At 45.9% G+C, this 14,112-nt stretch carries 14 protein-coding genes; 13 read left to right on the top strand and 1 reads right to left on the bottom strand.

What is annotated here, in order from left to right:
• Positions 1-39 precede the first annotated feature (39 nt).
• The 13 genes from AB5Y61_RS03705 to AB5Y61_RS03645 all read left to right on the top strand — a co-directional run bounded on the left by AB5Y61_RS03705 (position 40) and on the right by AB5Y61_RS03645 (position 12,696).
• Positions 40-876, top strand: a complete 837-nt coding sequence (locus tag AB5Y61_RS03705; RefSeq protein ID WP_049485587.1) for a MurR/RpiR family transcriptional regulator — start codon at positions 40-42, stop codon at positions 874-876.
• Positions 873-1,769, top strand: coding sequence for an ROK family protein (locus tag AB5Y61_RS03700; protein ID WP_247920023.1), 897 nt, complete (start codon positions 873-875; stop codon positions 1,767-1,769). The genes AB5Y61_RS03705 and AB5Y61_RS03700 overlap by 4 nt, the downstream gene beginning before the upstream one ends.
• Positions 1,770-1,892: 123 nt before the next feature.
• A complete protein-coding gene (locus tag AB5Y61_RS03695; protein ID WP_049523811.1) occupies positions 1,893-2,216 on the top strand; it encodes a hypothetical protein in 324 nt (107 codons plus the stop codon).
• The gene (locus AB5Y61_RS03690; RefSeq protein ID WP_368403216.1) at positions 2,206-4,167 is read left to right on the top strand and encodes a V-type ATP synthase subunit I; all 1,962 of its coding nucleotides are present in this window, start codon (positions 2,206-2,208) and stop codon (positions 4,165-4,167) included. Before AB5Y61_RS03695 ends, AB5Y61_RS03690 begins: the two co-directional genes overlap by 11 nt.
• A gap of 30 nt (positions 4,168-4,197) precedes the next feature.
• Positions 4,198-4,677: a V-type ATP synthase subunit K gene (locus tag AB5Y61_RS03685; RefSeq protein WP_003009435.1), complete on the top strand. Its 480-nt coding sequence runs from the start codon at positions 4,198-4,200 to the stop codon at positions 4,675-4,677.
• A 70-nt stretch (positions 4,678-4,747) separates the two neighbouring features.
• On the top strand, positions 4,748-5,338 hold the full coding sequence (locus AB5Y61_RS03680; protein WP_368403215.1) for a hypothetical protein: 591 nt from the start codon (positions 4,748-4,750) through the stop codon (positions 5,336-5,338).
• A gap of 9 nt (positions 5,339-5,347) precedes the next feature.
• The gene (locus AB5Y61_RS03675; RefSeq protein WP_368403214.1) at positions 5,348-6,367 is read left to right on the top strand and encodes a V-type ATPase subunit; all 1,020 of its coding nucleotides are present in this window, start codon (positions 5,348-5,350) and stop codon (positions 6,365-6,367) included.
• Positions 6,348-6,668, top strand: a complete 321-nt coding sequence (locus AB5Y61_RS03670; protein WP_003009443.1) for a V-type ATP synthase subunit F — start codon at positions 6,348-6,350, stop codon at positions 6,666-6,668. The genes AB5Y61_RS03675 and AB5Y61_RS03670 overlap by 20 nt, the downstream gene beginning before the upstream one ends.
• Positions 6,665-7,369 carry a GNAT family N-acetyltransferase gene (locus AB5Y61_RS03665; protein WP_368403213.1) on the top strand — a complete coding sequence of 235 codons (705 nt, stop codon included), beginning with the start codon at positions 6,665-6,667 and terminating at the stop codon, positions 7,367-7,369. Before AB5Y61_RS03670 ends, AB5Y61_RS03665 begins: the two co-directional genes overlap by 4 nt.
• Before the next feature lie 33 nt (positions 7,370-7,402).
• A complete protein-coding gene (locus tag AB5Y61_RS03660; RefSeq protein ID WP_195424260.1) occupies positions 7,403-9,193 on the top strand; it encodes a V-type ATP synthase subunit A in 1,791 nt (596 codons plus the stop codon).
• A complete protein-coding gene (locus AB5Y61_RS03655) occupies positions 9,180-10,565 on the top strand; it encodes a V-type ATP synthase subunit B (protein WP_003002370.1) in 1,386 nt (461 codons plus the stop codon). Before AB5Y61_RS03660 ends, AB5Y61_RS03655 begins: the two co-directional genes overlap by 14 nt.
• A 3-nt stretch (positions 10,566-10,568) precedes the next feature.
• Entirely contained in the window at positions 10,569-11,192 is a 624-nt protein-coding gene (locus tag AB5Y61_RS03650) for a V-type ATP synthase subunit D (protein ID WP_368403212.1), read from the top strand.
• Between the two features lie 370 nt (positions 11,193-11,562).
• Positions 11,563-12,696, top strand: coding sequence for a LysM peptidoglycan-binding domain-containing protein (locus tag AB5Y61_RS03645; protein WP_368403211.1), 1,134 nt, complete (start codon positions 11,563-11,565; stop codon positions 12,694-12,696).
• An 84-nt stretch (positions 12,697-12,780) separates the two neighbouring features.
• Here the strand turns inward: AB5Y61_RS03645 and AB5Y61_RS03640 are convergent, their stop codons facing one another.
• Entirely contained in the window at positions 12,781-13,950 is a 1,170-nt protein-coding gene (locus AB5Y61_RS03640) for a CynX/NimT family MFS transporter (RefSeq protein ID WP_368403210.1), read from the bottom strand.
• Positions 13,951-14,112: the final 162 nt, after the last annotated feature.

The following is a 14,112-nucleotide window of genomic DNA, read 5'->3' as shown; positions in this document are numbered from 1 at the left end:
TTCCCCGTTTTTAGAAGATGTTGTCAGAGTGGAGGAGAAATGGTTACATTAGAAAAAAGTATACAACCTGTCATTGAGTCAGTCTATGAAAGCTTAACAGATTTAGAAAAGAAAATAGCTGACTATTTTTTATCTGATCATGTCATGCAAGATGATTTATCTGCAAAATCAGTGGCTAAACGATTGTATGTTTCCCTCTCTTCTTTGACAAGATTTGCTAAGAAGTGTGGGTTCACAGGATATCGTCAATTTGTTTATGAGTTTGAGGAGTCAAATCAGGACATTCAAAATGTTAGTCGACATATTACAAAAAGTGTCTTATCTGATTATGGAGAGTTGTTAAATAAGACTTTTTCTTTGATTGATGAAGAACAGTTATTACGTGTTAGTCGGATGTTAGACAAGGCTAAGCGGGTCTATATATACGGAATTGGAAGTTCAGGTCTTGTAGCGCGTGAGATGGAATTTCGCTTTATGAGGCTGGGAATGATTTGTAAGGCTATTACCGATGACCACATGATACGAGTCAATGAGGTCATGCTGGATGATGAGTGTCTGGTTATTGGGATTTCGTTATCCGGTGAGACAAAAGAAATTCTGGATGCTGTGTATCAAGCAAAGCAAAAAGGTTCTAGGGCTGTTCTAATAACATCGAAAATAAGTGCGTTTTTAAAAGGGCGGTGTGATGAACTGGTGTCTGTGGCAGTAAAGGAAAGTTTGCCCCAAGGTACGCTCATATCACCACAATTCCCAGTCTTAGTTGTAGTCGATATTTTTTATGCCTATTATGTTGACTTGGATAGAGAGAGAAGGAATCATATATTCACTAATACACTTTCGGCCCTCAATTTACATAAAACGGAGGATGAACAATGAATATTTTAGGGATCGACATTGGAGGTACATCTATTAAGTCGGATGTATATAATGAAGATGGCAATGCTTTGGGACATTTTTCAGAACAGAGAACCAATATATGCCATGAGAACCAAACAAATGGTATACTGGATCAAATTTGTGACCTCATTGCTGGCTATCAATCTATTATTGATTTAGATGGAGTTGCTATTTCGACAGCAGGTGTTGTCGACAGCCAATTAGGGAAAATCGTATATGCAGGTTACACCATTCCTTCTTACAGTGGGACTGATTTTTCCAGCGAGATTCAGAAACGATTTTCCATCCCCGTTACAGTAGAAAATGATGTCAATTGTGCCTTGTTAGGAGAAATATGGAAAGGTGCAGCCAGAAATAGCCATTCTACTGTTATGATTACGGTTGGTACCGGTATTGGTGGTGGTATTTTCACCAATGAACAAATCTTATCCGGGCATAATTTTACAGCAGGTGAAATCGGATATTTACCGATTGGGAATACAGATTGGCAATCCTTAGCGTCTGCGTCAGCACTCGTTCAGATGTATGAGGAAGCATCTGGCTTACACCATCAAACCGGTAAAACTTTTTTTGAGGCGGTGGATAAGAGTGAACCAGTTGCTTTGAAGGTCTTAGAAACATACGTTCATCATCTGGCACAAGGATTGGTTACTCTTTCTTATGTCTTAAATCCAGAGAAAATGATTTTAGGAGGTGGCATCTTTGCTCGCTCAGATGTTTTGCTGCCTCTGTTGCAAAATGAGTTGTATCATGCGGTTCAGGACCAACGATTCTTACCGCGAGAAATTGTAACGGCTACATTAGGAAATGAAGCAGGAAGATTGGGAGCAGTAGCCAAATTTTTAATGGATCAGGGGAAGAACTTGTCTTAAAAAACGGTCGTTTTAGGAGTGATCGATCCCTAAATCCCCGAACAAAACTATGTAAAATATGGTATAATTTAAGATAATTGTACTGTTGTTCGAAGAACAATAGTTGAATAAGGAGGTGTGACGATGTCGAATGCAACACTCGAGATGATGCAAGAGATCGAACAGGCTGCTCAAGGAGTGATCGCTACTTATGAAGATCAGGTCGAGCAAGTCCGTACGGATTCGCGCGATCGCCTTGCAACAGTGGCGCAGCATTACGATGAGGAAACCAAGCAATTGGTCACAGAGGCAGAAAAAAACGCTCAGGAAAGACTCGTCCGTTTAACGAAAGATCTGGAAGAAACGGTTGCGCGCAATGATGCCAAGGTACAACAGGCGATGACCGACAAGCGAGCTGGGTTAGTTGAAGCCATTGTAGAAAAGGTGGTAGCAAGCTATGGCCGTTAGTCAGATGAAAAAACTGTCCCTTATCTTGTCCAAAGATGACTTGGACAGTCTCCTACTAGCGCTACAGTCTGAGGCGAAAATCCAGATTTATGACCTAAGTGAACAGGAAGAGTGGCAGGCTGCCTTTGAGGCAAATACCTTGTCTCAACCCTTGACAGAGGACAATCGTCAAGTCTTGGTAGAGCTGCAAAAACGTCAAGAACAAGTCGAAAAAATGATTCAGACTCTGGAGCCCTATATGCCTGAGAAGAAGGCCCTGCAAGCTCTGAAGGAAGAACCTTTAAGTTTGTCTTTTGATGATCTGCAGGCCCACGGGATGATTCGAGATGAGGATCTTCTATTGACCAAGTTGAAACGCCAATTGCGCGTGTTAGACAAGGCTCGCCAGAAGATTGCGGATGCAAAGGGAGAGATCGAGCGCTTAGAAAAATGGCGACCGTTAGAGGTGACACCAACAGCTCTTGCTACCTTTCATTATGTGCATGGTTTGATTGGGACCATCCCGAATAGTGATACAGACACTGTTCGTTCTTCCTTAAAAGCTCATCCTGAGCTTGAGTTGGAAGAAGTCTTTACGTCTGAGACTGAACACGGCTATGTCATCTTGTATCGTTCGGGAGACCGTGTAGCTGTTCAGGAGCTTCTAGAAGACCATGGGTTCAAAGAATTGGACTATGAAGAAGAGCAAGTCCCAGCCGCTTACTTGGATCGCCTAGAAGGGGAAATCAAAGAGCAGGAAGCTGTCGTTGCAGCAACCCTAGCTGAGTTACAAAACTCCCAGAAGGAGTTGGACCAACTCAAGTATCAGATGGATTACTTGTTGAGCTTGGGAGCTCGTGAGGAAGCCAAGTCGCTGCTAGCCAGCACGCAAAGTTTGGTAGCCCTAGAGGGTTGGATTGAAACATCCCAAGTGGCCTCGTTACGAGACTTCTTACAACAAGGCTTTGGTTCTCGGGTCTTACTAGAGACACGCGATGTGACGGAAAAAGATTGGGATGACGTGCCGATCCAGTTGCGAAATAGCGCCTTGGTAGAGCCCTTTGAATTAGTCACAGAGATGTACGCCCTGCCTAAGTATTACGAGAAAGATCCGACACCGATCGTATCTCTCTTCTACTTTGTTTTCTTTGGCATGATGGTCGCAGATATCGGTTATGGACTCTTGCTAACGGTAGCGACAGGGTTTGCCCTTAAAGCCTTTAAACTCAAGCCTGGGACAGCGAAGAATCTTCGTTTCTTCAGTCTCCTCGGAATTTCAGTGGCCCTTTGGGGTGTGGTCTATGGCTCTTTCTTTGGATTTGAGATGCCTTTTGCCCTGATCAGTACGACCAGCAACGCTATGACCATCCTGATCCTCTCAGTGGTCTTTGGTTTTGTCACTGTCTTAGTTGGACTGTTCCTAGGGGGGATGAAAAATATCCGCCTCAAAGACTACACGGAAGCCTATAATGCGGGCTTTGCTTGGGTTTTGATCCTACTTGGCTTAATGCTTCTAGCAGTAGGCAATATCTTACCAGGGATGAGCGTCCTAGTTCCGATTGGCAAGTGGCTAGCTATTTTGAATGCCATTGGGATCTTGATTGTTTCCATTGTCAGTGCCAAGAAGCTGTCCGGTTTAGCGTCTGGTCTCTTTAACCTCTACAATGTCAGTGGGTACGTCGGAGACTTGGTCAGCTTCACCCGTTTGATGGCCCTGGGCTTGTCTGGAGCTAGTATCGGTTCAGCCTTTAACCTTATTGTCAATCTCTTCCCACCGCTTGGACGTTTTACGGTAGGGCTTGTGCTCTTTATCGTCCTACATGCCATTAACATGTTCCTGTCCTTCTTGTCAGGATATGTGCATGGAGCCCGTTTAATCTTTGTGGAGTTCTTCGGTAAATTCTACGAAGGAGGAGGCAAGCCATTTCGTCCTCTTAAACCTTCTGAACGCTATATTAAAACAAAAAAATAAGTATTATCTTTTATAAATAGGAGTATATTCATGGAATCTTTAGCATCATATTTTTCAGCCCATGGGGGCGCCTTCTTTGCAGCATTTGGTGTGGCGATCGCAGTTGCACTTAGTGGGATGGGATCTGCCCTTGGGGTTGGTAAAACGGGTCAAGCAGCAGCAGCGCTCTTGAAAGAACAACCCGAAAAATTTGCCCAAGCCCTGATTTTGCAATTGTTGCCAGGTACACAAGGTTTGTACGGTTTCGTTATCGGGATCTTGATCTGGTTGCAAATTAAGCCAGATATGCCACTTGAAACAGGGGTTGCTTACTTCTTTACAGCTCTTCCAGTTGCGATCGTTGGTTATTTCTCAGCCAAACACCAAGGAAATGTTGCGACAGCAGGGATGCAAATCTTGGCCAAACGCCCAGAAGACATGATGAAAGGGGTTATCCTTGCGGCCATGGTTGAAACCTATGCCATCTTGGCTTTCGTTGTGTCCTTCCTATTGACCCTACGCGTCGGCTAAGAGCTAGCTTTGATGAATTCGCCTCGCGAGGCGAAAAACACAAGACGCATGCAATAGGAGAAAAAACGATATGGATGAACAAACCCAATTAAAGGATTCGATCTTGGCCCAAGCCCACGAAAAAGGGCGTAAACTCTTAGAAGAGGCCAAGGAAACCATCCTAAAAGAAGAGACTGCGCAAGAAGAGCGGTTGATCCAAGATAAACTCAATCAACGCTCCGAGCAGCTCAAGCGGATTCAACGTCAATTGCAACGTGAAACCCAACAAATAGAAAATAAAAAACGTCAATCAACCCTTGTCACCAAGCAACGAGTCTTAAAGGATCTCTTTGCAGATGCTTATGAAGCAATGGCGGCTTGGCCCCTTGAAAAGGAAATGCAGTTTGTAGATGCGATTTTAGACCGCTATCAGGGACAAGTTGTGACCCTGACCTTTGGGGCGGTGAGTGCTAGCAAATTTGATCCAGCAGCTCTCGAGAAATTAAAGCAAACTCATCAGAATGTGACAGTTGCGGATGCGACGATTCCAGCTCAGGCAGGCTTTGTCTTGTCGGTTGGGAAGATTGATGACAACTATCTCTACCGTGATTTGGTGGATTCCATTTGGGAGCAAGAAAGCTACCAGATGGCAGCCAGCATTTTCACCGATGAAGAGAACTAGGAGGTTGCAATGAGCGAACGGACCTATTCTCAAGTTAATACAGGAATCAGCGTACGTGAGGCTAGTTTTGTCAGTCCCAGTCAGTTCGAGCAGTTGCTTGCAAGTCCCTCTAGTGAGAGCCGAGAAGGCTTGCTGCAAGGGACACCTTATGCTTTAGACAGCCAGGAGATCAAGGATATATCAGCCCTTGAAGAGCGCCTGATGGCAGCCTTGTTGGCAGAATACCAATGGACTTTTGAGGTAACCCCTCAGTCAGACCTGGTTAGCCTCTTCACCTTGAAGTACACCTATCACAATCTCAAGGTATATCTGAAAAACAAGGCTACAGAGCGCAAGTTGGGACATTTATTGATCCCTATCGGACCTTATTCTCTCGATGTGCTCGAGCATTTGGTGGCGACCTTTTCTGCAGAGCATTGTCCGGCCTTTATGGCGGAAGAAGTGGCTGCAACTTGGCAAGAATTCCAAGACTATCAGGACTTGCGGGTCCTCGAAATCGGGATGGACTTAGCTTATTTTAAACACCTAAGATACTTAGGAGACAGCCTAGATCATCCGATTTTGAAGCAGTTGGTAGATGTGACCATTGATTTTTACAATGCGATTACGGTCAAACGGGCCTTGGATCAGCAAAAACCGCATAGTTTTATGCACCAATTGCTCTCGGATGAAGGAAGCCTCAGTGCCCATCAGGTGATCGACCTGCTAGAATCGGGTCAGTGGTTGACCTGGTTTTATCAAGTCAATCCGCTAGAGTACGATCTCGCCTTAGAGACTTATGAAGAAAAGATGCGCACCGGTCAACTTAAGACAACAGAGTTGGAGTATTTAGAAAGTTTGGTGAAATTCAGTCTTCTAGACGCTGGCCGTTTTGAAGTCGATGGACCCCTACCCCTTGTTCGTTATCTTTACGGAAAAGAGTTAGAGGTGACCAACCTTCGTTTGGTCCTCTCTGGTTTGGACAATGGTTTTCCGCTAGCAGAAATCAAAGAAAGGATGAGACCGATTTATGGACAAACAGACCTATAAGATCGCCGTTGTGGGCAATCGGGACGCCATCCTTCCTTTCCGCCTGATTGGCTTTCAAACCTATCCGGTCACGGAGCCACAAGAAGCGATCAATACTTTGCGAAAACTCAGTCGGGAAAACTTCGGGATTATCTACCTGACAGAGGATATTGCTCAGGCCATTCCAGATACAGTGGCTTTTTACGACCAGCAGCTGACACCGGCTCTGATCCTTATCCCGACCCATAGAGGGACTACGGGACTCGGCCAACAGCGGATTCGTGATAATGTCGAAAAAGCAGTAGGACAGGATATTTTATGAGAACAAATGAATTTGGCCAAGCGATTGGCGATGCACTGCTGGAGTTTACACCGGGGCGCTTGCCAGCTATTGAGCGGATCGAAGGTCGCTATACCGTGATCGAGCGCCTCTCAAAAGAAAAACATGGAGCAGATCTTTATCAGGTTTACGGGCCGGACTCTCCAGCAGCTATGTGGACCTTTCTGTTCAAAGGTCCTGCCCGCAATGAAGAGGAGTGGGACCGCTTGTTAGATGATCTCATGACAGCCCAAGGTCGCTTTTACTATGCGATTGTAGACAAAGATTCAGGCAAAGCTTTGGGGACATTCTCTCTCATGCGGATCGATCAAGCCAACCGGGTGATCGAAGTCGGAGCAGTGACCTACTCACCAGCGCTCCAAAAGACACGCATGGCTACGGAAGCCCAGTATCTGTTAGCGCGCTACGTGTTTGAAGATTTAGGCTACCGCCGCTATGAGTGGAAATGCGATGCCTTAAACCAAGCATCTCGCAAAGCAGCTGAGCGCTTAGGGTTCACCTATGAAGGCTGTTTCCGTCAGGCTGTTGTTTATAAAGGTCGTACCCGTGATACAGACTGGTTGTCCATCATTGACCAAGAATGGCCAGCTATCAAACAGCGGCTAGAAGCTTGGTTGGATCCAAGCAATTTCGATGCCAATGGCCAACAAAAGCAATCTCTAAGAGAGATAGCACAAAAGTAAAACAAAGAAACAAAGGATTCCCAGGAGGAATACATGACTCAAGGAAAAATTATCAAAGTTTCCGGTCCCTTGGTGGTTGCATCAGGGATGCAGGAGGCCAATATTCAAGATATTTGCCGGGTTGGCGATCTTGGTTTGATTGGCGAAATTATTGAGATGCGGCGGGACGAAGCCTCTATCCAAGTATATGAAGAAACGTCTGGAGTCGGTCCAGGAGAACCAGTGGTCACAACCGGAGCCCCCCTTTCTGTTGAATTGGGACCAGGCTTGATCTCTCAGATGTTTGACGGGATCCAACGCCCCTTGGAACGCTTCCAAGAAGTGACTGCCAGTGACTTTTTGGTTCGTGGGGTGCAAGTTCCAAATCTAGATCGGGACACCAAATGGGCCTTCGAACCAAGCGTGACTGAAGGGACAGAGGTGGTTGCAGGAGACATCGTCGGTACTGTTCAAGAGACCAATATGGTGGAACACCGCATCATGGTACCCTTTGGTGTCAGTGGACGTGTGACCAAGATCGCAGCAGGTTCTTACACAGTAGAAGAGCCGGTTTATGAGATCGAGCAGGCAGATGGCAGTCTCTTTACTGGTACTTTGATGCAAAAATGGCCAGTTCGTCGAGGCCGTCCCTTTGCACAAAAACTCATTCCAGTAGAGCCTTTGGTTACCGGTCAACGGGTCATCGATACCTTCTTCCCTGTGACAAAAGGTGGAGCTGCAGCTGTTCCTGGTCCTTTCGGAGCTGGGAAAACAGTTGTGCAACACCAGGTGGCCAAGTTTGCCAATGTAGACATTGTAATTTACGTTGGTTGTGGGGAACGCGGAAATGAAATGACGGATGTTCTGAATGAATTTCCAGAATTGATCGATCCAACGACTGGTCAATCCATTATGCAGCGGACGGTTCTGATCGCTAATACTTCGAACATGCCGGTAGCGGCGCGTGAAGCTTCCATTTACACAGGGATTACCATCGCCGAATACTTCCGTGACATGGGCTATTCCGTTGCCATCATGGCAGATTCGACTTCACGTTGGGCAGAAGCTCTCCGTGAAATGTCTGGTCGTCTAGAAGAAATGCCAGGGGATGAAGGCTACCCAGCCTATCTTGGTAGCCGGATCGCCGAATATTACGAGCGTGCAGGTCGGGTCAAGACACTCGGGACCACTGCGCGTGAAGGTTCGATTACCGCTATCGGTGCCGTTTCCCCTCCAGGTGGAGATATTTCAGAGCCCGTAACGCAAAATACCTTGCGAATTGTTAAGGTTTTCTGGGGCTTAGATGCTCAATTGGCCCAACGTCGTCACTTCCCAGCCATCAACTGGTTGAGTTCTTATTCGCTTTACCAAGATGAAGTCGGTCGCTATATCGATCTACATGAACAAATCAGCTGGTCTGAAAAAGTGACCCGCGCTATGAATTTGCTTCAAAAGGAAAGTGAATTGCAAGAAATCGTCCGCTTGGTTGGTCTAGATTCCTTGTCTGAAAAAGACCGCTTGACCATGAATGCGGCCAAGATGATCCGTGAAGACTACCTGCAACAAAATGCCTTTGATGAGGTCGATACCTATACCTCTTTCAGCAAGCAGGTGGCCTTGTTGACCAACATTTTGACCTTTGACCAAGAAAGTCAAAAAGCGTTGGAATTAGGGGCTTACTTCACAGAAATTATGGAAGGAACCGTAACTCTTCGAGACCGCATTGCCCGGAGCAAGTTCATCCATGAGGATCAGTTGGCAACCATTCAAGCCTTGAAAGAAGAAATCGTAGAAACCCTACACCAAATCGTCGCAAAAGGAGGAGTAGACAATGAGCGTGATTAAAGAATACCGTACTGTCAGCGAAGTTGTTGGCCCCTTGATGATTGTCGATCAGGTCGAGGGGGTTCACTACAATGAACTGGTAGAAATCAAGCTCCATGACGGAACAACCCGTCAGGGACAAGTCCTCGAAGTCCAAGAAGACAAGGCCATGGTCCAGCTCTTTGAAGGATCTAGCGGGATCAACTTGGAAAAAGCCAAGGTTCGCTTTACCGGACGTCCCCTAGAACTCCCTGTGTCTGAAGACATGGTGGGCCGCATCTTTAACGGGATGGGCAAACCCATTGACGGTGGTCCAGAGATTATCCCAGAGAAGTACTTGGACATTGATGGTCAAGCCATCAACCCTGTTTCGCGGGACTATCCGGATGAATTTATCCAGACAGGGATCTCAGCCATTGACCATTTGAATACCTTGGTTCGGGGCCAAAAACTCCCCGTGTTCTCAGGTTCTGGTCTCCCTCACAAGGAGTTGGCAGCTCAGATTGCCCGTCAAGCGACGGTTCTTAATTCTGAAGAGAACTTCGCCGTGGTCTTTGCGGCTATGGGGATTACCTTTGAAGAAGCCGAGTTCTTTATGAACGACCTTCGGGAAACAGGAGCTATTGACCGCTCAGTCCTCTTTATCAACCTAGCTAATGACCCAGCTATCGAGCGGATTGCGACTCCTCGGATCGCCTTGACCGCGGCAGAATATTTGGCCTATGAAAAAGACATGCACGTCTTGGTCATTATGACCGACATGACCAACTACTGTGAAGCTCTTCGGGAAGTATCCGCTGCCCGCCGGGAGGTTCCAGGACGTCGGGGCTATCCAGGTTATCTTTATACTAACCTCTCAACCCTCTACGAACGTGCAGGCCGCTTGGTTGGAAAGAAAGGATCTGTGACTCAGATTCCGATCCTCTCCATGCCGGAAGATGACATCACCCACCCCATCCCTGACTTGACAGGCTACATCACGGAAGGACAAATTATCTTGTCCCGCGATCTCTACAATAGCGGTTACCGCCCACCGATCAATGTTCTTCCATCCCTTTCTCGTTTGAAGGACAAGGGTTCTGGTGAAGGCAAGACTCGGGAAGACCATGCGGCGACCATGAACCAGCTCTTTGCGGCCTATGCCCAAGGAAAACAAGCCAAAGAACTGGCTGTAGTGCTTGGGGAGTCTGCCTTGTCAGATACTGACAAGCTTTATGTCAAATTTACCGACCGCTTTGAGCAAGAATACATCAACCAAGGCTTTACCACCAATCGGACGATTGAGGAAAGTTTGGATCTCGGTTGGGAACTCTTATCCATCCTTCCACGAACAGAGCTCAAACGGATCAAGGATGAGATGATTGACAAGTATCTGCCAAACAAAGAGGACTAGCCTATGGCACGATTAAATGTAAAACCAACTCGGATGGAGCTTAATATTCTCAAAGAGCGCCTCAAGACAGCAACCAGGGGTCACAAGTTGCTCAAGGATAAGCGGGATGAACTCATGCGCCGCTTTATTGAAGCTGTACGTGAGAATAATCGCCTGCGCCAAAAGGTAGAGGCGGCACTTGTGGTCAATATGCAAGATTTCGTGATGGCCAAGTCACTAGAGAGCGACCTCATGGTGGAAGAAATCTTCGCTGTTCCCACTCGAGAAGTGATGCTACACATTGAGGAAGAAAATATCATGAGTGTGCGCGTGCCCAAGCTCCATGCTCGTATCGATAATCCATACGGAGATGATGAAGGGGACGTGGTTTATAGCTATCTCGCCTCTAACAGTCAAATGGACAGCACCATTCAAGAAATGGGAGATCTCCTCCCAGATTTGCTCAAATTAGCGGAAATCGAAAAAAGTTGCCAACTCATGGCAGACGAAATTGAGAAAACCCGCCGTCGAGTAAATGGACTGGAGTATGCGACCATCCCAGATCTCAAAGAGACCATCTACTATATCGAAATGAAACTCGAAGAAGCCGAACGCGCCAACCTCGTCAGAATCATGAAGGTAAAATAAGATACAAAGCCGTTAAGCAACTCAAAGGAAAATAGGAAATCCAACGACGAAGCGTCTGCTTCTAGTTGGATTTATCTTTTTCCAAAGAGTTGTAGGCGTGTTCAGTTGCTTTATAAAGACAAGAACCTCATCTAGGGACCATTCCTAGATGAGGTTTTTTGCACCCTCGCACTCTTCTTCCACCACCCTCTTTTTATGTTACTAGTTTGTAACAATGTGACAAGAAAGACGAAATGTTACAAGAAAAATACAGTTTTGTTAAATAGCCAAAAAGGCCTTTAATTATTTTTTAATTGTGATAAGATAGTAGAGTAGTTCATTTGTCCAAGATAATCTTGAGCAAAAAAACAAAGAAAAAAGAGGATAAAAGATGAAATTAAAAGTTAATACGAAAGCCTTGATCGCTTCAACAGTAGCTCTTGCAGTGATTCCATTTACAAAAGCCACTGCAGAAACACTTGAAGATTGGGTAGCTCGCTCAGTAGATGAAATCAAACATGATATCCAACAAAGTGGTGACAACCAACAAACTTACACTGTTAAATACGGCGATACATTGAGCTCTATCGCAGAAGCACTAGGAATCGATGTCCATGTGTTGGCAAACTTGAATAACATCAGCAACATGGATTTGATCTACCCAGGTACTGTTTTGAAAACAACAGTAAACGATCAAAAAGAAGTAACTTCAGTTGAAATCCAAACTCCTCAAGTAGGTGCGACAGACGCAACCGTTGCAAGTGCCGACTTGACAACGAATCAGGTGACAGTAGCTGATCAAACAGTCGCTGTCAACGATCTGTCAAAACCAGTAAACGAAGATAACAAAGCTGTTCCAGTTGCTCCAGCAGCGGAAACTCAAGAAGCACCAGCGGAAGCTCCAGTTGTTGAAGTTCCAGCAGCAGAAACACCAGCTCAGCCAGCTGTTCCAGAAACACCAAGCTACGGTGCTCCAGCTGTCAATGTTGAAGTTCAAAATCAAGAAGCAGCCCCAGCTGCTGCTCCTCAATCTGCTCCAGCCGCAGAAGCAGCTCCTGCTGAAACACCAGCACCAGCAGAGGAAGCTCCGGCAGCGCAACCTGCAGCAGTAGAAACTGCAGCTGCCCCTGAAGTACAACCAGTAGCATCAACTCCAACATCTGCAAATGCTATTCCAACTGATCCAAATCTTCAACCGCAAGCGGAAGCTTTCCGTCAAGAAATTGCAGCGAAATTCGGTATCACCAATATCGGAGGATATCGTGAAGGGGATCCAGAAGACCATGGTAAAGGGCTTGCAGTAGACGTGATGGTTCCAACAAATTCAGAGCTTGGAGATCAAGTTGCACAGTATGCGATTGATAACATGGACCGTGCAGGTATCTCATATATTATTTGGAAACAACAATTCTACATGCCAGTAAATAACATTTACGGACCAGCTAATACATGGAACCAAATGCCAGACCGCGGTGGAGATACAGCAAACCACAATGACCACGTACATATCTCATTTAACGGATAATAAAACATTGAACTAGGCCTAGAGCCTAGTTCTTTTTTGTGCACACAAAAAAGCCGGAAGACGAATCTTCCAGCCGGTCAATGGTTATAAAATATGATCGACTTTTTCCACCTGATAAAGGGCAATCGCCATGATAATGGTTAAGACCAGTAGCATGAGGATAGCTGGTGTCCAAGAGTCGAAGAGAGATTTGCTGTAGCCGAAGAGGATGGGACCAAAGGCTGCAAAGACGTAGCCTCCTGTTTGGGCAAGACCAGAAAGTTGAGCTGTCTTTTCAGGTGTACTGGATTTCATGGAGAAAGCGACCATGAGGTAAGGAAAGAGCGAACTAACGGAACTTCCTATCAGGGCATTGATGACGAGCCAGTAAAAGAAGTTGCTGGTTGGGATTAAGAGCATGGCTACTCCCAGAATCCCTGCTCCAACAACAATAGCAAGCATCAAGCGTCGATTGCGATCGGATAACCGTGTCGTTAAACTTGGGATCGTCAAGGAGAATGGGAGACTGATCAAGGTGAACACGGAGGCAAGTAGTCCAGATTCAACCTTTGAAAGGCCAGCTTGAACAGCCATGGTCGGAAGCCAAGTCATACTTGTGTAGAAAAGTAATGACTGCAAGCCTCCAAAAATCATGATAGACCAGACATATTTATTGGTATACCATTTGTTACTAGCTTCAGCAGTAGCAGCCTTTTTGAGACGGTGGTTGTAGCGAAGGTTAGGAATCCAGATGACCAAAGCAAGAGCGCACAAGGCAGTCAAAAGAGTCACTAGACCTTGCCAAGAAGTGGCTTTGGTAATAGGAACCGCTACAGAAGAGGCGATCGCTGTGGACATCCCCATAGAGGTGATGTAGAGAGTTGTTAGCACACCGAGTTGCTTAGGCCGATTGGCCTGAATCAAGCTTGGAAGCAGAACATTGAGAAAGGCAATACTTGCTCCAATTAAGATGGTTCCCAGATAGAGAAAGGGAAGATTGATAATCCGAATGGCAGATCCGATCGTCATTGCGATCAAAACAAGAAAGAAGAGGCGCTCAATTCCTAATTTTTGAGCAAACTGAATCGCAAAAGGTGAGAAAATGGCAAAGGTAAGAAGGGGCAAGCTAGTCAATAGTCCCAGAGAGCTCACATCAACCCCCAAACCAGCTGCGATGTCAGACAAGACCGTCGGAAGCGTAGTAAATGGTGTTCGTAAAACAATCCCAAGCATAATGATGCCTGGGACGAATAATATAGAATGTGTTTTTTTCATAAATCCTCCTCTGACAAAAATTCTATTCATTATAACATAGATCGAGCATAAATTGGAGTATTTGTACAAATGAAGGGTTAGGATCGTAGTTCTCACTGTCGTTCCAACTGCGTCAACGTACCTAAGCTCACTAACGTTTGCTAAGGTACGTAGAAAAAGCCA

Origin of the sequence: Streptococcus parasanguinis (assembly GCF_040908565.1) — a bacterium.
GTDB lineage: Bacteria > Bacillota > Bacilli > Lactobacillales > Streptococcaceae > Streptococcus > Streptococcus parasanguinis_AC.
The sequence above is the reverse complement of the archived record's forward strand: the minus strand, read 5'-3'. Positions and strand labels throughout refer to the sequence as shown.

What these genes read in the sequence shown, in the direction of transcription:
- AB5Y61_RS03705 (WP_049485587.1), top strand. Translation starts at nt 40, where the DNA reads ATGGTTACATTAGAAAAAAGTATACAACCTGTCATTGAGTCAGTCTAT.
- AB5Y61_RS03700 (WP_247920023.1), top strand. Translation starts at nt 873, where the DNA reads ATGAATATTTTAGGGATCGACATTGGAGGTACATCTATTAAGTCGGAT.
- AB5Y61_RS03695 (WP_049523811.1), top strand. Translation starts at nt 1,893, where the DNA reads ATGTCGAATGCAACACTCGAGATGATGCAAGAGATCGAACAGGCTGCT.
- AB5Y61_RS03690 (WP_368403216.1), top strand. Translation starts at nt 2,206, where the DNA reads ATGGCCGTTAGTCAGATGAAAAAACTGTCCCTTATCTTGTCCAAAGAT.
- AB5Y61_RS03685 (WP_003009435.1), top strand. Translation starts at nt 4,198, where the DNA reads ATGGAATCTTTAGCATCATATTTTTCAGCCCATGGGGGCGCCTTCTTT.
- AB5Y61_RS03680 (WP_368403215.1), top strand. Translation starts at nt 4,748, where the DNA reads ATGGATGAACAAACCCAATTAAAGGATTCGATCTTGGCCCAAGCCCAC.
- AB5Y61_RS03675 (WP_368403214.1), top strand. Translation starts at nt 5,348, where the DNA reads ATGAGCGAACGGACCTATTCTCAAGTTAATACAGGAATCAGCGTACGT.
- AB5Y61_RS03670 (WP_003009443.1), top strand. Translation starts at nt 6,348, where the DNA reads ATGGACAAACAGACCTATAAGATCGCCGTTGTGGGCAATCGGGACGCC.
- AB5Y61_RS03665 (WP_368403213.1), top strand. Translation starts at nt 6,665, where the DNA reads ATGAGAACAAATGAATTTGGCCAAGCGATTGGCGATGCACTGCTGGAG.
- AB5Y61_RS03660 (WP_195424260.1), top strand. Translation starts at nt 7,403, where the DNA reads ATGACTCAAGGAAAAATTATCAAAGTTTCCGGTCCCTTGGTGGTTGCA.
- AB5Y61_RS03655 (WP_003002370.1), top strand. Translation starts at nt 9,180, where the DNA reads ATGAGCGTGATTAAAGAATACCGTACTGTCAGCGAAGTTGTTGGCCCC.
- AB5Y61_RS03650 (WP_368403212.1), top strand. Translation starts at nt 10,569, where the DNA reads ATGGCACGATTAAATGTAAAACCAACTCGGATGGAGCTTAATATTCTC.
- AB5Y61_RS03645 (WP_368403211.1), top strand. Translation starts at nt 11,563, where the DNA reads ATGAAATTAAAAGTTAATACGAAAGCCTTGATCGCTTCAACAGTAGCT.
- AB5Y61_RS03640 (WP_368403210.1), bottom strand. Translation starts at nt 13,950, where the DNA reads ATGAAAAAAACACATTCTATATTATTCGTCCCAGGCATCATTATGCTT.